Origin of the sequence: Rugosimonospora acidiphila (assembly GCF_039543385.1) — a bacterium.
GTDB lineage: Bacteria > Actinomycetota > Actinomycetes > Mycobacteriales > Micromonosporaceae > Rugosimonospora > Rugosimonospora acidiphila.
The window spans coordinates 1-15,671 of the sequence record NZ_BAABJQ010000002.1 but is presented as its reverse complement, the minus strand read 5'-3'; the positions used below and the strand labels follow the sequence as shown (position 1 = coordinate 15,671).

The window sequence follows — 15,671 nt, the reverse complement described above, 5'->3', positions numbered from 1 at the left end:
CGCGCTCCGGCCCGCGGCAGGCTAGGTCGGCAGGTGCCAGACCTGGTTGGCCCCACCGTTGCAGGTCCAGATCTCCTGTTGGGTGCCGTCGGTCGTGGACAGGGCCGGGTCGTCGAGGCACTTGCCCGACCCGGTACCGATCAGCGACGAGCCACTACCGACCGCCCACTGCTGGTTGGTGCCACCGTTGCAGGTCCACAGCTCCACCAGCGTGCCGTCTGCGGTGCCCTGCCCGGTGACGTCGAGGCATTTCCCGTTGAACTGCAGGGTGTTGCTCCCGGCGACCGTCCAGTTCTGCGCGGCGCTACCGGCATCGCAGGTAGCGATGACCACCGGCGTGCCGTCCGCCGAGGCGCCGTTCTGAGCCTGCAGGCACTTGCCCGCCATGCCGGAGGTGATCGGCTTGGCGGTCACGCCCCCGGTCCCCGGAGTCACCACGAGATTGTCGAACTGGTCGGTCTGGTAGCCCACCACGCCGACGCCGACCTGCCCGAGCACGTAGGAGGTGTCGTTGACCGTCGCCAGGGTCGTGGTGCCGATCTTGGCGGTGATGGTGCTGCCCTGCAGGGTCAGGGTGAGCGTGTGCCAGCTGTTCAGGCCCAGCGCGGTGGTCGTTCCGCTGGCCAGCGTGGTCAGCGTCCCCGACGTCGAGTTCTTCACCACCTGCCAGGCCCCGGTGTTGCCGACCCGTAGCTCGTACCCGGCCTGGCGGTTCTGCGGCCGGGACTGGGTGTTGGCCCGGCCGATCAGTTCGGCCGTGCCGGCCTGCTGCAGGTTGACGTCCACCGAGACGGTGTAGTTGCTCCACGTGGTGTCGCCGGCCAGCGCGAACGCGTCACTGTCACCCTGCCACTCGATCGGCTTGACCGGGGTGACCTGCTGCAGGCACTTGCCGGTGCGCCCGGCCGCGCAGGTGCGCACCTCGAATGAGCCCTGCTGGTCGGCGACGTACCTGGCCTCGGCGTTGGTGGCGTAGCCGTCGAAGGTGTCGCTGTAGGGCAGCGCCAGGTTGGTGGGGGAGGGGCTGGTGGCCGTGCCCTTGCCCTGGCCCGTGGTGGTGGTCAGCGAGTACACGTACCCCGGCTGCAGGGTCAGGGTGTAGCCGCCGGCGCTCGGGGTGACGTCGGGTTGCCGGACGAAGTAGCCGCTGCTGTTGGCGGAGGCGAGGTTGGTGGCCCAGACGTGCACGGTGCCGGTGGACAGCCCGCCGGACACGTGCACCGTCACGGTCTGCGCCGCGGTCGCGGTGGTGGTCTCGATGATGGAGCTGTAGTCGCTGCCGTTCGGGGACTTCAGGGTGACGTAGCTGCCGTTCGCCCGCGCGCCGCCGAGGTACCCGCTGGCCGAGTCGATGAACGTCCAGCCCGGTTGGGCGAACTGGGTGACCTGCGCCATGGCCCAGACCTCCTTGCCCAGCCGGTACGAGCCGGACCACGGTGACGGCGCGACCGCCAGGCCCACGGTGGAGAACGGCAGGTTGGGGGTGATGGCGGCGACCAGCGGCCAGTTGAGGTACGCGGTCATCTTCCCGTCGATGTACCCGCGGGTTATCGAGCGGATCAGCGCCTGCGCGCCGGAATCGGCGTCCAGCGAACCGTTTTCGCTGGCCCACAGCGGCTTGCCGGTGGCCACCGCGTTGGCGGTGGAGTTGCAGGTGGTGGAGTCGGACAGGTAGCCGCACGGGTAGTGGTCGCCGACGATGTCCACCGCGGCCTTGAAGGCCGGGTCGGCGACCATATCGTCGGCCGTCCCCCAGCTCGTGTCGTCGCCGACCACCTTGGTCCCGCCGTACCCGTTGCTGGCCAGGGTGCTGTGCAGCGTCTCGTACCAGCCCTTGTCGTGGCCGCGTTCGTTCCAGCCGCCGAGATAGTCGATGGCCAGCCCGTCGCTCTTCGCGCAGCCGAGCCAGGTCATCAGGTAGTCGATCATGTCCTGGGACCAGAAGTCGCCGCCTCCGATCCAGCCGGGCGCGGCCCAGGCCAACCCGTACAGCTTGAGATTCGGGTTGCGGGCCTTGGCCTGCTGGGCGAGCCAGAACTCGTATCCGACGGCGCAGTTCACGGCGCCCCTGGCGTGCTCGATGCTCGGCTCGGCACCGTCGGTGGAGTTGGCGTCCCCACCGATCTCGATCTTCAGCAGCTGCACGTTGGCCCCGTACCCCGGCTTGAACAGGTAGTCCAGGATCTGCGAGCGCTCGGGCTCGGGATAGTCGATGAGCAGCCGGCTGTTGCCGCCACCGCCGCTGATCGCGCCGACGCCATCGAACGTGCGACCACCCTGGGATCCGTTGATGGTGATGGTGGTGGTGGCCGCGGTGGCCGGGGCGGCGTCGAGGCCGACGAGCACGCCGGTCAGCAGCAGCGCCGCGCAGACAGCGGACCAGGCGCGGACGAGCGCCTGGCGGAGAGGGGGGAAGCGCATGGCCGTTATCCCTTTCGCCGTGAGGGTGGTGCCGGCGGAGCCTGGGCACGGCGCACCGGCGGGCCGACTGGTAGATCTGCTGGCTGGTGGGGGAACTCGCGAAGCGACCTGTAGGTAACTGAACGCTTTCGTTAAGACGCCTGTCAATACCTGGTTGCCGCAACGGCCGCGCGGCCCGGGTGGCGTCTACCAACGCCGCCGCCATCACCGGCGCGATCAACAGCGGTTGATTGTCGGGCGCCGCAGCGTCCCACCCGGTCCAGGCTCTCGGGGAACCGGGACCTGGACCGGGCTGCGGCCACTCGTCGTGAAGGACCGCGTGTGGTGGGAAGCTCAGCCCTGAGCGAGTTGGTTCCGCAGCGCCCTGAGGGACTTCGCGAGCAAGCGGGACACGTGCATCTGGGACACGCCAACCCGTTCGGCGATCTGGGTCTGCGTCTGGTGGCCGAAGAACCGCAGCACGATGATTTGCCGCTCCCGTGGCGCCAGCGTGTCGAGCGCGGGTCGGAGACTCGCGCGTAGCTCCGCGGTGGCGAATTCCGGGTCGTCGGCGCCGAACCGGTCGCCGAGCTCGGTGCCGTCTTCGTCGTTGCCGATTATCGTCTGCAGTGAGACGGCGTTATAGGCACGGGCGCCTTCGAGTCCTTCGAGGACCTCGTCTTCGCTGCGCTTGAGGTGACGTGCGAGGTCGGCCACGGTGGGGGAGCGTCCCAGGGTCTGCGTCAACGTGGCGGTGGCGGTGTTGATGTCCAGCTTCAGCTCCTGCAGGCGGCGGGGCACCCGGATGTCCCAGGTGCGGTCCCGGAAGTGCCGCTTGATCTCACCGACGATGGTGGGAACGGCGTAGGAGGCGAAGTCGGCGCCGTACTCGGGGTTGAAACGGTCGATCGCCTTGATGAGCCCCATGGCGGCGATCTGGGTCAGGTCGTCGAGCGCTTCGCCGCGGCCCTCGAAGCGGCGGGCGAGGTGGCGGGCCAGGGGCAGCCATGCCGTGATCGCGCGGTCCCGCACCGCGACGCGGTCCGGGTGTGCGTTGGGCAGCTTGTGCATGTGCTGGAGCAGGGCCACGGCCGATCCGCCTGGTGCCGCGGGCTTGGTCCGGGAGGCGATGCGGGGGGCGGTGATGGTCGACGGTGCGGTCATTGATGGTCCTCTCAGACCGGATCCGCGTCGAGAGCACTGAGAAACCTGTATGACGACAGGCCCGAGACAGGGTTCGACACGGCAGAGCAATCGTTCGCGTCGGGGCGCCCACGCTTTGAGCGTCGCCACAACCCGTTTCGGGCTGAGATGGAGACCACCGGGGGTTTTCGCGGGTGGGATCCATCAACTGAGGATGACCCTACTCCCATCCACCGCTGCTGCTGTGCGGATGGCACCGCCGAATCTCAAACCGCTACTGAGAGGATGCTCATCGGCGTCTCTCGACACCGGTCAGCGGCCGAGCCGCTGGTTCGAGCTCAGGGCCTCGGGGTAAACTCGGGCCCCGAGATGCGCTCGAAGCCCCGATGCTCTCGAGGTCCGGCCAGCGGGATGGCGGCGGCACCTTGGAGGCACCTATGAGCGCGGACACTCTCACCTCACCGGTCGACATCCTCCTGGTTGAGGATGACCCCGGCGACGAGATGATGGCCCGTGAGGCATTCGGGGACGACGCGATGGCCACCGTCCTGCACGTTGTCAGCGACGGGGAGCAGGCCCTGGACTTCGTTCACCGGCGCGGCGCGTATCACAGCGCGCCCAGGCCCGCCTTCATCCTCCTGGACCTCAACCTGCCCCGGATGGACGGCCGCGAGGTGCTGGCGAATCTCAAGGCACACGAGTCGACAGCCAGCATTCCCGTCGTCGTCCTGACCACCTCCCGCTCCCAGGACGACGTCATCCGCTGCTACCGGCTGCACTCCAATGCCTACGTCACCAAACCCACCGACTACGATAACTTCATCGATGTCGTGCGCAGCATCAATCAGTTCTGGTCGGACACCGCCCTGTTACCCGACCGGACTCCGCCCGGCTTCTGACGTTCGGGCGTCTGTCGGCTCACGAGCGAGATCGGCGGCTGCCACTCTCGTCGCCCTTACCGGATCGACCAGAGTGAGATCGTGGTGATTCCCCGCAGGTGCCTGACCGGTTCTGGCGGCTGGCATCCGGCGACGAATGCGCGACCGTCGCTGACACGCCGAGCGTTGTCGAATGCGCCGGACTGATCGCCGATGGTGGAACTCTTGTCTCCATCGGTCACGTTCCATGATCGTGGCGTTGTCTGTGGAGCCGTATGTTCTGTCACTGCCTCAAACGCGTACCGGCTCGGTCTGCTTCGCGCCTGTCGGGAACCCTTACCGGTAACGCCGGTGCGTTACAGGTGCCCGCCACCGCGGCTCGAGCCCGCCTCGCTGGGCGGGGACCGGCCGGCCGGCATGTCCGGGCCCAGGATGCCGGTCGGGCGAGTCGCCGGTGACGGCCGGCGCCGGCCCAGAGCGGGCGCCACTGCCTATGCACGAGGGCCCGCAGCGAACGACCCTCCTGGAACTGTTCTTCGATCTGGTATTCGTCGCCGCGCTCGCCCTGATCTCGCAATCGCTGGCTAGCGATCGCACGTGGCGCGGCGCGTTACACACCCTGATTCTGCTCATGGCGATCTGGTGGATCTGGTCGGTCACCGCGCTGGTCACGGACCTCTACCGCAGGCAGCGGCCACCCATCCTGCCCATGACGATCTGGGTCATGTCGGGCAGCATGGTGATGTCTGCCGCGGTGCCGAAAGCGTTCGCCGAGCGAGGCTTCGTGTTCGCCCTGGCGTATGTGGCCATCCACCTTGGTCGCGGGCTGTTCCTGGTCGCCGCCCTGCGCGGTCAACCGGCGCAACGGCACGCCGCGCGGTTTCTCTTCTGGTTCGCCGTGTCCGCCGCGCCGTGGATCGCCGGCGGTCTCGCACCGCGCACCGCTCGTGAGGTGTTGTGGCCACTGGCACTCGTCCTGGACTACGGATCCGCCCGGTTTCGCTACCCCACCCCGCGGCTTGGCAGGGTCCCGTCATCGCAGTACGACGTGGCGGCCGAACACCTGGCCGAGCGCTATCAACAGTTCTTCACGCTGGCTCTCGGCACCGCGATCCTGGCCACCAGTCTGACCTTCGCCGGCAGTGCCTTCACGTCCAGCCAGGCCCTGGCGTTCGCGATCGCGTTCACCACCACCGTGGTGCTGTGGCGGCTCTACGTCCACCGGGCCGGAGTGCTCCTCCAGCCCGCCATCGAGTCCGCCCGCGACCCCGGCCGGCTCCTGCGGTCGGCCCCATACACCCACCTGGTCATGGTTGCTGGTGTCGTCGTCACCGCGGCGGGCTTCGAATCCCTCATCGGTCATCCCACCGCGCAGCTGACCCCGAGCGTGATCATCCTCGTGCTGGGCGGTCCCGCGCTGTTCCTGGCCGGACGGGCCCGGTTCGAGTATGAAGTCTTCACCCGGGTATCCCCCTCCCGGCTGGCTGGCTTGCTCGCGCTGGCCGCGACGGCGGCGGCGATCAGGCTGCTGACACCGCTGATCGCGGGCGGCGTTTCGGCGCTCATCCTCGTTGGAATCGCCGTTGCCGACGCCGTCCGTGCCCGTCGTGGCCGACCGGAGAGACCCTCTCCGTCCCTGTGAAACGCCCGGCGTGGCGGTGACGTGGCGCGTCCCGCACCTCGTCACCGCCACCGGCCACCGTCAGACGACGCGGATGTTCGCCGCCTGCGGGCCCTTCTGGCCCTGGGTGATGTCGAACTCGACCCGCTGGTTCTCGTCGAGGCTGCGGAAGCCGTCCGAGGTGATGGCGGAGAAGTGCGCGAACACGTCCGATCCGCCACCGTCGGGCGTGATGAAGCCGAAGCCCTTGTCGGCGTTGAACCATTTAACGGTACCGATAGCCATACCTTTTCTCCTTGGAAGGCTTGTGGAGACCACACCGTGTGGCATCCGTGTCGCCGCGTTGATCACCTACGTCCAGGGAAAAGGACTGGCAACAGAGAAGCGCCAGGGTCATGATCCCTCAGGCGCCCAGACTAATTTGAAGCTCAAAACTGCGACCCTGGGACGGTAGCACACCTGCGGCAACTCGGCGCCTTGTGTCGGCCGATGGGTGCCGGAGCGCGGTTCGGCCCCGGTTGTCCGGCTGCCCGCTGATCCGCGAGTCCGCGTACGGTGTGAAAGGACGGACGACCGTTGAGGAAACTCTCCCTCGCCGCGTCGGACCAGAGAGGACGCGCGATGGCGCGCTACATGATCGGCGGGTACGACGAACATGCGGTTGTCCACCTGACTCCCGTGCGGGGCGACCAGGGGGCAGAGCTCCCGTTCGGACTCTATGAACGGTGGCGGAAGGCTCGCGCCGAACTCGACGCCGCCCAGCGTGAGATCGTGTCCCACCTTCGGCGAGCCGGCGGGCGCGATGCGATACCCGAGGAGTTGTGGGAGGCGGTCGACCGGCAGAACCTGCCGGCTCGTCCATGGGATTCAGCGTGACCGGCCGCGACGCCGAGGGCCGGTGGCCCCACGAGTAGCCCGCGGCTCGCCGCGGCGCCGCCGCGCCCGCGCCGAGCCTCACGAGTGGCGGCGCACCGCATGGGTGCGCCGCCACTCGTGTCGTCAGTCTCGTGGTCAGTCCTCCGCGAGCGCGTCCGCGGTGACCCGTGCCTGCGGTTGCTGGCTCGGCTGTTCGCTGACGGCCTGTTCGTTCGCCCGCTGCTGGGCCGCCGAGGGCAGGGCCAGGGCGAGCACTACCGCGACGACCAGCGCGAGGCCGGCGATGAGGAACGCCCGGTCGTAGCCCGCGGTCAGCGCAGTGGCCACCGACTGCGGGCCGGTGGGGTGGTGGCCCCGGGACACGCTCGAGGCGAAGGTGGCCATGACGGCCAGCCCGACGGCGCCGCCGACCTGCCGGGTAGTGTTGATCAGCCCGGAGGCGAGGCCGGCCTGGTGCGGCGGCATGCCGTGGGTGGCGGCGAGGGTCATCGGTACGAACGACAACCCGACGCCCAGGCCGAAGAGGATCAGCGGCCCGAGGATGTGCGGCAGGTAGGCGTCGCCGGCCTGCAGGGTGGTGGCCATCCAGATCAGCCCGGCGGCCGACAGGGCCGGTCCGAGCAGGAGCTGGCGCCGGTACCCGATGTGGTGCACGACCCGGGTGCCGATCAGTGAGCCGAGGAAGGTCGACAGCCCGACCGGGAGGAACGCCAGGCCGGCGCGCAGGGGCGAGTACCCGGCGACCTGCTGGAGATACAGCGACAGGAAGAAGTACGCGCCGAACAACGCCATGCCGATGGTGACCGCCACCCCGTTGGCGACGGACAGCGAGCGCATCTTGAAGATCGAGAACGGGACCAGCGGCTGGCCCGCGATCCGGGTTTCGATCACGGCGAAGGCGGCGAGCAGCACGGCTCCGGCGGCCAGCACGCCGATGGTGCGGGCCGAACCCCAGGAATTGGTGTCGGTGCCGACGATGCCGTAGACGACGGCCGCCAGGCCGAGGGTGACGGTGGTGGCGCCGAGCACGTCCAGCCGCTGGCCGGTCCGGTTGAGGCGGGACTCCGACAGCGACAGCATGGCCAGTACCAGGACGGCAATGCCGATCGGCACGTTCACGAACAGCACCCACCGCCAGTCGAGCAGGTCGGTGAGCACCCCGCCGGCCAGCACGCCGACGGCGGCGCCGCTGGCGGCCGTAGTCGCCCAGGCGCCCAGTGCGCGGCGCCGTGCGTGGGGATCGGTGAAGCGGCTGGTGAGCAGGCTCAGGGTGGCCGGGGCGAGTACGGCCCCGCCGAGACCCTGCGCGGCCCGGGCCCCGATGAGCCAGCCCGAGCTCTGCGCCACGCCGCCCACCAGGCTGCATACGGTGAAGATCACCAGGCCGATCATGAAGATCCGACGACGGCCGAACAGGTCGGCGGCGCGGCCACCGAGCATCAGGAATCCGGCGAAGGTCAGGGTGTAGGCGTTGACGACCCACTGCTGGCTGTTGACGCTGAGTCCAAGATCTTGCCGCATCTGAGGCAGCGCCACATTCACGATCGTCACGTCCAGCACGACCATGAACTGCGCCACACAGCAGACGACGAGGGTGGCCCAGGCGGGGGCGGTACGCATGGCGGTACGCAATGACATTTAGCTTCGGTTCTTTCTTTGGCGCCGGATTGGGGCATCGAAGACGCGTCCCGGACTGTACTGTATAGTACAGTCCGGGGGAGGGTCGCCCTTGCGCGCCCAGGAGTGACGAGGATCGCCAAACAGCGGGGTGGGGGACCGGTAGGCGGGAGGAGGGCGGCATGAAGACACCGCCGAGCACCGAGCGAGGACGGCGCACCCGGGCCGCGATCGTCGAGGCGGCGGCCAGCCTGATGCGTGAACGGGGTCTCGCCGCGCCGTCCGTGGACGACGTGCTGCTGGCCAGCGGCACCGGAAAGTCCCAGTTCTACCACTACTTCGAGGGCAGGCAGGAGCTGACGATCGCGGTCCTGTTCCACCAGTTCGAGCAGGTGCTGGGCGGCCAGCCCGCCCTCACCGACCAGACCTGTGGGGACCTGCGCCGGTGGCGCGACGACGTGGTGCGCACCCACCGGAGGACCTGTCACGGGCTCTGCCCGCTGGGCGTGTTCGTCGGCCAGGTCGACGGCGATCCGGCGCTCAAGGCCATCCTCATTGAACTGTTCGCCCGCTGGCACGGGGCCATCGCCGACCTGGTCGGCCGGGCCGTCCGCGCGGGCCGGGTGTCCCCGGGCACCGACCCGGCCGCGGCCGGTTGGGCCCTGCTCACCGCGCTTCAGGGCGGCACCATGCTCGCCCACCTGCGCGGTGACGAGGGGCCGCTGGTCCAGGCCCTGGACGCCGTCGTGGACGGCCTGGTCGTCGCGGACGGACTGGTCGTCGCGCCGGTCGCGGTCGGCGACTGAGGCGACGCTGAGGCGGCGACCGCCCGGCCGACTGCCCGACCCATCCGTCACGAAAACACGTACCGAATCGGCGGCGGTTCGCCCCGCGCGAGGCGGGGCGGGGCGGGGCGGGGCGAACCAGTGGGTCAGCGCCGTGGCGGGGTGACGCCGTAGAACCAGTTGTGGCCCAGCTCGCTCTCGCGTTCACCGGTGACCGGCAACGCGTCGAGGCGGGCGATCTCCGCCGCGTCGAGGGTGAGTTCGGCCGCGCCGGCGTTCTCTTCCAGGCGGGAGACGTGCAGCGTGCCGGGAATGGGTACCACGTCCGGGGCCTTGGCCAGCAGCCAGGCGAGCGCGACCTGACCGGGAGCGGCCCGGTGCGCCTCGGCGATCTGTCGGACCGTCTCCACCGCCGCCGCGTTGGCGTCGAATGCCTCCTGGGCGAAGCGCGGCATCCGGCGGCGGTAGTCGTTCTCCGGCAGGTCCTCCCGCGACCTGATCCCGCCGGTGAGCATGCCCCGACCGAGCGGGCTGTAGGGAACGATCCCGATGCCCAACTTCCGACAGAGCGGGAAGACCTCCTGCTCGATGTCGCGCGACCACAGCGACCATTCGGTCTGGACCGCGCTGATCGGGTGAACGGCGTGGGCCCGGCGGATGGTGTCGGGCGCGGCCTCACTGAGGCCGAGGTGGCGGACCTTGCCCTCGGCGACGAGTTCGGCCATCGCGCCGACGGTCTCCTCGATCGGGACGTCCGGGTCCACCCGGTGCTGGTAGTAGAGGTCGACGTGGTCGGTGCCGAGCCGGGTGAGCGAGCGCTCGATCCGCTGCCGGACGTACTCGGGTCGGCCATTGATGATCGGTGGCCCCGCGGGGGTCAGCGCCCGGACGATGCCGAACTTGGTGGCGATCATTACCTTGTCGCGGCGGCCCGCGACGGCCCGGCCGATGACCTCCTCGCTGTCGCCGTAACCGTCGGCGGTGTCGATCAAGGTGACGCCGAGCTCGATGGCCCGACCGATCAGGCGGTCGGCGCCGTCCTGGCTGGCAACGTCCGCGGTCTGCCCGTAGGGGCGGGCGAAGCTCATCGCGCCGTAGCCGACGGCCCCGACGATCAGGCCATCGGGACCGAGGGAACGCTGAGAAATGGACATATCCGCACTTTCATGATTGTCAGGGTGGTTGCGGTGAAACTCGTTCCTGGCCAGGTCGGAGCATGTCCACACTCGTGGACTTAGCTACCATAGCACGGATGTCCACAGCTGCGGACATGGTTCGTTCGGGTTCCCGCTCCGGCACCGGACGGCCTCGTACCCTGGTCACCATGAGCCAAGCCGATCTCCCTTCCGCCTCGGTCCGGCGCCGCGACTCCGCGGCCACCAGGGCGGCCATCCTGCGCGCCGCCCGGGAGATCTTCACCGAACGGGGATACGACGGCGCCGGGGTACGCGAGATCGCCCGCGCGGCCGAGGTGGACTCCCGGCTGATCAGCCGATACTTCGGCTCGAAGGAGGGGCTGTTCGCCGAGGTGGTGGACCTGGCCTACGACAAGTCCCTGATGATGACGCTGGAACTCAACGAGCGGGCGGCCCGGGAACTGCTGGCGGGCGACGGGCAAACCGCGTCCGACGGACTGCTGCTGACTCTCCGCTCGGCCGCCAATCCCCGGGCGGCGGCCATCATGCGGGACAGCATCGAGCGCAACTATCAGCGCAGGCTGGCCGACGCGCTCCCCGGTGACAACGCTTGGGGCCGCGCCGGGCTGCTGGTCGCGATCTGCTCCGGGGTCCTGCTCAGCCGCACGGTACTGGGGCACACCGCCTTCACCGGCCCGCAGGTGGAGCAGCTCATCCCCCAGCTACGCGCCGCACTCGACGCGGTCGCGCGGGACCCCGCTGGCGGCGGCGATTCGCCCCTGCCGCGGTAGTTCGCCGCTGGGCTGGACGAACGGTGCGGCCGACGAACTGGTGGGAAGCAGCGGCGCGACGCCCTCGGCGAGGCTCCCGGATCCCGACCGGGTAAGTCCGCGCGCAGGGGCACCGGCGATAATCGGAGTCGATGATCCAGGCCCTCGCATTGACGAAGACATATGGTCAGGTCCGCGCCGTGAACGAGGCGACCTTCACCGCGTCGCCCGGCCGCGTCACCGGCTTCCTCGGGCTCAACGGGTCCGGAAAGACCACCACGCTGCGGATGCTGCTGGGTCTGATCCGGGCGACGTCCGGCCAGGCGCTCATCAAAAACCGGCGGTACCGCGACCTCAAGCACCCGTTGCGGCAGGTGGGCGCCGTCCTGGAGCAGGGCCTGAGCCACCCCGGTCAGACCGGTCGAGCCCATCTCGCCACCCAGGCGCTGCTCGCCCGGGTCGACCGGTCGAGGGTGGACCCGCTGCTGGATCGCGTGGGGCTGGCCCACGCCGCGGACCGCCGCACCGGCGACTACTCGCTGGGCATGCGGCAGCGGCTGTCGGTGGCCACGGCGCTGCTGGGCGATCCCGAAATCCTGGTGCTCGACGAGCCGGCCAACGGACTCGACCCCGAGGGCGTCGCGTGGCTGCGCCAGTTGCTGCGCGACCACGCCGACGCGGGCGGCACCGTGCTCATCTCCAGCCACCTGCTGGCCGAACTCGCGCAGCTCATCGACGACGTCGTCATCATCGCGGGCGGCCGGGTGGTGCGCGAGTCGTCGCTGGCCGAACTATCCGCCGGCGGTGGGCGGCGGCTGCGGGTGCGCGGCCGGGACCCCCGGCGGCTGTGGTACGCGTTCCAGGACGCCGGCGCCGACGTCACGACCGACGGCCACGCCCTCGAAGTATCGGGGCTGTCCCCGGAGGACGTCGGGGAGATCGCCTTCCACGCCCGGGTACCGCTCTACGAACTCAGCTCCGAGGCCCCGAACCTGGAGAAGGTCTTCCTCGATCTGGTGTCCGACCGATGATCGCGGTCCTGCGCAGCGAGGTTCACCGGTCGCTGACGGTCCGGTCGGGCTGGATCTCCATGGCCGCCATCGTCCTGCTCGGACTGACGTTCGGCTGGTTCAGCGTCGACTTCTGGTCGCTGCTGGCCGAACTGGGCGCCTTTGCGATCGCCGTCATGAACACGGGCCAGCACTACCAGCACCGCACCGCCGTCCTGCTGTACCTGGGCCAGCCCCGCCGGCTCACCGCGCTGGCCGCTCAGGCGCTGGCCGCCGTCGTCCTGGCCACCGCCGTCGCGGTGGCCAGCGGCCTCGCGGTACTGGTCACCGGCGCCGCCCACCAGTTCCGGTCCACGCTCGCGGTGGTGCCCCTGATGGCCCTGTACGGCGTCTTCAACGCCACCGTGGTGCGCCGGCCCACCTGGCTGTTCATCGGGTACGCGGGCTGGTTCATCTTCATCGAGGGCCTGGTCGGCAAGCTCGAGCTGCCACTGCCGATCAGCTCGTTCCTCAAGGCGGGCGGCGGCGACTACCACAGCCTGCTGATATTCGCGGGCTGGACCGCGCTGGCCATGGTGGCCGCGATCGTCGCGGTCCACCGCGACCTGACCAGCGATTGACCGCACACACCGGACGCACGTGAGTCCTATCGTGGCGTGATGCGCACGGCAGACCGTGAGACGACCGGCAACCGATCGGTACTCGCCGGTGTTCGGCGGCGCGCCCGGTGGTGGTGCGTGTTGCTCGGCTGTGTCGCCGCGCTGGCGCCGAGCCAGGCATTCGCGCAGCCGGATCGGCCGAGCCTGCCGGACCGGCCGAGCCTGCCGGACCGGATCGCCGGGCGGTCGGGGTGGACGAGGACGGCCACGGTGGGCCAGCATCCCGCGGGCCGGGCGGTCGCGCTGTTCCGGTACTGCTCGGACGACTCATCACAGACCACGGTGGTCGGTGCCGACCGCGACTCGTACCGGCGGTTGGGGGTGTCCGGATTCGACGAGTGGCCCGATGGCGGCCTGATCGCGCCGGACGGCACAGGAGTGCTGCTGCTCGACGCCGACGCGGGCGACCAGGTGCCACCGGCGGAGGACGGGCACCGGGTCCGGCTGATCGACCTGACGACCGGTACGGTCCGGAGGATTCCCCTGACCGACTGGCACACCAACGTTGGCACCACACCCAGGCTGCTCGCCTGGTCCGAGGACGGCCGATACGTCGCGTACGCGGTGCCGGCGTCCACGGATGGAACCGCGGCCGGCGCGTACGAGGACGGCCTGCCGGTTCTGGACCTGGCCGTGCTCGACCTGCGCACCGGCGTCTCGGCCCGGTACTCGGCGATCCGGCCGGTGCGCGCCGCCGCGTTCGCGCCGGACGGCCGGTTGGCCGTGCAGGTGCGGCGGCAGGCATGGGTGGTCACGGTCCACGGCGCGGTGCAGGGCCGGGTCACGCTGCCCGCCGGGCAGGACCTGGCGGGGCCGGCGGCATGGTCACCGGACGGCCTGCTGCTCGCGACCACGGCTCCGGCCGGGCTCTCCACCCTGGTCGGCTTCGACAGCAGAGTGGAGTTCGTCGACGTTCCCGGCGCCCACCGCCCCGTACCGGCCCCGGTGGCCGCCGACCGGCTGCTCGGCTGGCGCTCTCCCGATCACGTGCTCACCAACTCGGACGAGCGCGTCGACGACGTTGACCTCAGCGACCGCGGCATCCGTACGGTGAGCCAGCTACCCGAACACGGCGACCAGGCGTGTCAGTTGCAACTGGCCACGGCGCTGGTCCGGCAGGCGGCCATCCGCGCCGCGGCCGATCCCGACCGTGGAACGTTTCCGGTGTGGCGGCTGCTGGCCGCTGCCGCCGCCGTTGTCGTGGTCGGGCTCGGTGGCCTGAGCGGGTACGCGCTGTGGCGGCGCTCTCATCGATTAACGTGCTTTCATCGATCGACGTGCGCCCATCGATCAGCGTGAAGCGAGTGACCGCGCTGAACGGAGGGCGGTTCGTCAGGAGCGGTTGTCGGGGGCGACGACTCCGTCGCGGCCGAGCACCAAGCGCATCGGTGCGCCGTGGCCGTCCGGTTCCCAGCCATCGCCGATTGCCGCCCGAACGAGCTTTTCGACCAGCCGTGGCGTGACAGCATCGAGGGAGAAGATCTCCTCCACCCGGTCGCGGGGGGCGGTGATGATCGGTCCATAGTTCAACCAGGGGTCGTCGAATGGCACTAGTACCTCCAACCCGCGCCCTCGCCTGTTAGCCGCGCGCCAGACTCGGACGACGACGTGTCCTGGATCGGCGTAGCGGGTCACCCAGCCGTAGTCGACATCGTCAACGCGAAGAGCCCGCTGTCGGGACGGTTTCATGCTGACAGGCTAATGGCCGCTCGCCAGGTCGCCCATGCCCCAGCCGTGGGACCGGCCGTTGCCGTGCGAGTAGCCCATTCACGGGTAGCGGGTGGAGAGGGCCGGGGCTGCGTCCCGGACCGCGGCCCTCTTCCACGGTCGGCGAGGCGGGGATGGGCCCGCCCCACCTCAAGAATTCCCGGTGGGGTACCCGTCTAGAGGGCCCACCGGCAGTACAGGTGGCCGTCCGTCTCGACCGCGCGCCGCGCCAGCGCCGTGAGCAGCGTAAGCGTTTCCGCGAGGTCCGAGACGTCGACGCCGTCCAGCCTCAGCTCATCCGTCTGGGCCCATCGTCGCGCGAGATCGGCCAGCCGGTCGTCGCCGACCGCGGCCAACGTGTCGCGAAGCGTGTCGGTGACGGTGACGACGAATGCGTCTCCCTCCGGGTCGGTGATCGGACGGCAGTGCCTAGGGTCGTCGGTTATCTCGTCGTAGCTGTGACTGGTCAGGATCGACTCCAGCCTGCCGAGCGTGATGTAGGGGTCAATGCCCTTGAGGAGCAGCGTTTCGAATCCCGCGACGCCCGGTCCGCCGGCCACGTCGATGGTGGTCGCGGCGGTGGGGTCGTCGACGGCGATGAAGTAGTCGATGAGAGGCACGGCACGAATCGTGGCACCTAGCGCCAGGTAGCGTGGAACGTGGGGGTCCGGGCGGACGGGGATAATCATTGCCGGCATGTCCCAAAGTGTGCCGCCTCCGGTGCGCGCGGTGATTCTCGACGCGTGCACAGCCGTTCGTGCCCGGTCGTGCGCGTCGGCGCCGCTGGTATTCGGGCGGCTGCGCTGAACGTAGATCAATACCAATACCGTAATCTGGTGCCAACTCCCGCTGATCAATGGAGCGGATGAGTCCCGGCAACGGGTGCCAGCCACTGTGACCGGGCACGGGGGATAGTCCAACCCCTAATTCAGTCAGTGGTGATCCGGGCACGACCGGGGCGATCTAGGGGTCCCTGACGGCCTGTAGCGCTGCTAATTTCAGCCTGCGAAGTTCTTTCTTCTGCCGGCCCGACTGGAGGGCGGAAATAGTGTTCACGCACAATTCCTGG

The 15,671-nt window shown here is 69.6% G+C and carries 15 protein-coding genes; 8 read left to right on the top strand and 7 right to left on the bottom strand.

Annotation, left to right across the window (positions count from 1 at the left end):
• Positions 1–21 precede the first annotated feature (21 nt).
• Together ABEA87_RS02975 and ABEA87_RS02970 are read right to left on the bottom strand one after the other, a co-directional pair.
• A complete protein-coding gene (locus ABEA87_RS02975; protein ID WP_345625816.1) occupies positions 22–2,421 on the bottom strand; it encodes a ricin-type beta-trefoil lectin domain protein in 2,400 nt (799 codons plus the stop codon).
• A gap of 333 nt (positions 2,422–2,754) precedes the next feature.
• Positions 2,755–3,564: a SigB/SigF/SigG family RNA polymerase sigma factor gene (locus tag ABEA87_RS02970; RefSeq protein WP_425570732.1), complete on the bottom strand. Its 810-nt coding sequence runs from the start codon at positions 3,562–3,564 to the stop codon at positions 2,755–2,757.
• 416 nt (positions 3,565–3,980) lie between these two features.
• On the opposite strand from ABEA87_RS02970, the gene ABEA87_RS02965 reads away from it, so the two are divergent.
• Both ABEA87_RS02965 and ABEA87_RS02960 read left to right on the top strand, forming a co-directional pair.
• Positions 3,981–4,442 (top strand): response regulator, encoded by a 462-nt coding sequence (locus tag ABEA87_RS02965; RefSeq protein ID WP_345625815.1) that lies wholly within the window; start codon positions 3,981–3,983, stop codon positions 4,440–4,442.
• A 472-nt stretch (positions 4,443–4,914) separates the two neighbouring features.
• Positions 4,915–6,063: a low temperature requirement protein A gene (locus ABEA87_RS02960; protein ID WP_345625813.1), complete on the top strand. Its 1,149-nt coding sequence runs from the start codon at positions 4,915–4,917 to the stop codon at positions 6,061–6,063.
• Between the two features lie 60 nt (positions 6,064–6,123).
• On the opposite strand, the gene cspE is transcribed toward ABEA87_RS02960, so the two are convergent.
• Positions 6,124–6,327, bottom strand: a complete 204-nt coding sequence (gene cspE, locus ABEA87_RS02955) for a transcription antiterminator/RNA stability regulator CspE (protein WP_345625812.1) — start codon at positions 6,325–6,327, stop codon at positions 6,124–6,126.
• A gap of 336 nt (positions 6,328–6,663) precedes the next feature.
• Between cspE and ABEA87_RS02950 the strand changes: the two genes are divergently transcribed.
• Positions 6,664–6,918 carry a hypothetical protein gene (locus tag ABEA87_RS02950; RefSeq protein WP_345625811.1) on the top strand — a complete coding sequence of 85 codons (255 nt, stop codon included), beginning with the start codon at positions 6,664–6,666 and terminating at the stop codon, positions 6,916–6,918.
• Between the two features lie 135 nt (positions 6,919–7,053).
• On the opposite strand, the gene ABEA87_RS02945 is transcribed toward ABEA87_RS02950, so the two are convergent.
• Positions 7,054–8,556 (bottom strand): MFS transporter, encoded by a 1,503-nt coding sequence (locus ABEA87_RS02945; protein ID WP_345625809.1) that lies wholly within the window; start codon positions 8,554–8,556, stop codon positions 7,054–7,056.
• A 161-nt stretch (positions 8,557–8,717) separates the two neighbouring features.
• On the opposite strand from ABEA87_RS02945, the gene ABEA87_RS02940 reads away from it, so the two are divergent.
• On the top strand, positions 8,718–9,341 hold the full coding sequence (locus ABEA87_RS02940) for a TetR/AcrR family transcriptional regulator (protein ID WP_345625808.1): 624 nt from the start codon (positions 8,718–8,720) through the stop codon (positions 9,339–9,341).
• Positions 9,342–9,466: 125 nt separating this feature from the next.
• Here ABEA87_RS02940 and ABEA87_RS02935 read toward each other — a convergent pair whose 3' ends face one another.
• A complete protein-coding gene (locus ABEA87_RS02935; RefSeq protein ID WP_345625807.1) occupies positions 9,467–10,474 on the bottom strand; it encodes an aldo/keto reductase in 1,008 nt (335 codons plus the stop codon).
• Between the two features lie 170 nt (positions 10,475–10,644).
• Between ABEA87_RS02935 and ABEA87_RS02930 the strand changes: the two genes are divergently transcribed.
• From ABEA87_RS02930 to ABEA87_RS02915, 4 genes are all read left to right on the top strand, one after another.
• Positions 10,645–11,247: a TetR/AcrR family transcriptional regulator gene (locus ABEA87_RS02930; RefSeq protein ID WP_345625806.1), complete on the top strand. Its 603-nt coding sequence runs from the start codon at positions 10,645–10,647 to the stop codon at positions 11,245–11,247.
• A 131-nt stretch (positions 11,248–11,378) separates the two neighbouring features.
• Positions 11,379–12,257 (top strand): ATP-binding cassette domain-containing protein, encoded by an 879-nt coding sequence (locus tag ABEA87_RS02925; protein ID WP_345625804.1) that lies wholly within the window; start codon positions 11,379–11,381, stop codon positions 12,255–12,257.
• Complete coding sequence (locus tag ABEA87_RS02920) at positions 12,254–12,856, top strand: hypothetical protein (protein WP_345625802.1); 603 nt, start codon at positions 12,254–12,256, stop codon at positions 12,854–12,856. Before ABEA87_RS02925 ends, ABEA87_RS02920 begins: the two co-directional genes overlap by 4 nt.
• Before the next feature lie 39 nt (positions 12,857–12,895).
• Positions 12,896–14,194 (top strand): WD40 repeat domain-containing protein, encoded by a 1,299-nt coding sequence (locus tag ABEA87_RS02915; RefSeq protein WP_345625799.1) that lies wholly within the window; start codon positions 12,896–12,898, stop codon positions 14,192–14,194.
• Positions 14,195–14,227: 33 nt separating this feature from the next.
• Here the strand turns inward: ABEA87_RS02915 and ABEA87_RS02910 are convergent, their stop codons facing one another.
• Both ABEA87_RS02910 and ABEA87_RS02905 read right to left on the bottom strand, forming a co-directional pair.
• The gene (locus ABEA87_RS02910; protein ID WP_345625798.1) at positions 14,228–14,446 is read right to left on the bottom strand and encodes a hypothetical protein; all 219 of its coding nucleotides are present in this window, start codon (positions 14,444–14,446) and stop codon (positions 14,228–14,230) included.
• A gap of 332 nt (positions 14,447–14,778) precedes the next feature.
• Entirely contained in the window at positions 14,779–15,420 is a 642-nt protein-coding gene (locus ABEA87_RS02905; protein ID WP_345625797.1) for a hypothetical protein, read from the bottom strand.
• Between the last annotated feature and the right edge of the window lie 251 nt (positions 15,421–15,671).

Bases quoted from the DNA above. Each gene is read 5' to 3' on its own strand.
- ABEA87_RS02975 (WP_345625816.1), bottom strand. From the start codon at position 2,421: ATGCGCTTCCCCCCTCTCCGCCAGGCGCTCGTCCGCGCCTGGTCCGCT.
- ABEA87_RS02970 (WP_425570732.1), bottom strand. From the start codon at position 3,564: ATGACCGCACCGTCGACCATCACCGCCCCCCGCATCGCCTCCCGGACC.
- ABEA87_RS02965 (WP_345625815.1), top strand. From the start codon at position 3,981: ATGAGCGCGGACACTCTCACCTCACCGGTCGACATCCTCCTGGTTGAG.
- ABEA87_RS02960 (WP_345625813.1), top strand. From the start codon at position 4,915: ATGCACGAGGGCCCGCAGCGAACGACCCTCCTGGAACTGTTCTTCGAT.
- cspE (WP_345625812.1), bottom strand. From the start codon at position 6,327: ATGGCTATCGGTACCGTTAAATGGTTCAACGCCGACAAGGGCTTCGGC.
- ABEA87_RS02950 (WP_345625811.1), top strand. From the start codon at position 6,664: ATGGCGCGCTACATGATCGGCGGGTACGACGAACATGCGGTTGTCCAC.
- ABEA87_RS02945 (WP_345625809.1), bottom strand. From the start codon at position 8,556: ATGTCATTGCGTACCGCCATGCGTACCGCCCCCGCCTGGGCCACCCTC.
- ABEA87_RS02940 (WP_345625808.1), top strand. From the start codon at position 8,718: ATGAAGACACCGCCGAGCACCGAGCGAGGACGGCGCACCCGGGCCGCG.
- ABEA87_RS02935 (WP_345625807.1), bottom strand. From the start codon at position 10,474: ATGTCCATTTCTCAGCGTTCCCTCGGTCCCGATGGCCTGATCGTCGGG.
- ABEA87_RS02930 (WP_345625806.1), top strand. From the start codon at position 10,645: ATGAGCCAAGCCGATCTCCCTTCCGCCTCGGTCCGGCGCCGCGACTCC.
- ABEA87_RS02925 (WP_345625804.1), top strand. From the start codon at position 11,379: ATGATCCAGGCCCTCGCATTGACGAAGACATATGGTCAGGTCCGCGCC.
- ABEA87_RS02920 (WP_345625802.1), top strand. From the start codon at position 12,254: ATGATCGCGGTCCTGCGCAGCGAGGTTCACCGGTCGCTGACGGTCCGG.
- ABEA87_RS02915 (WP_345625799.1), top strand. From the start codon at position 12,896: ATGCGCACGGCAGACCGTGAGACGACCGGCAACCGATCGGTACTCGCC.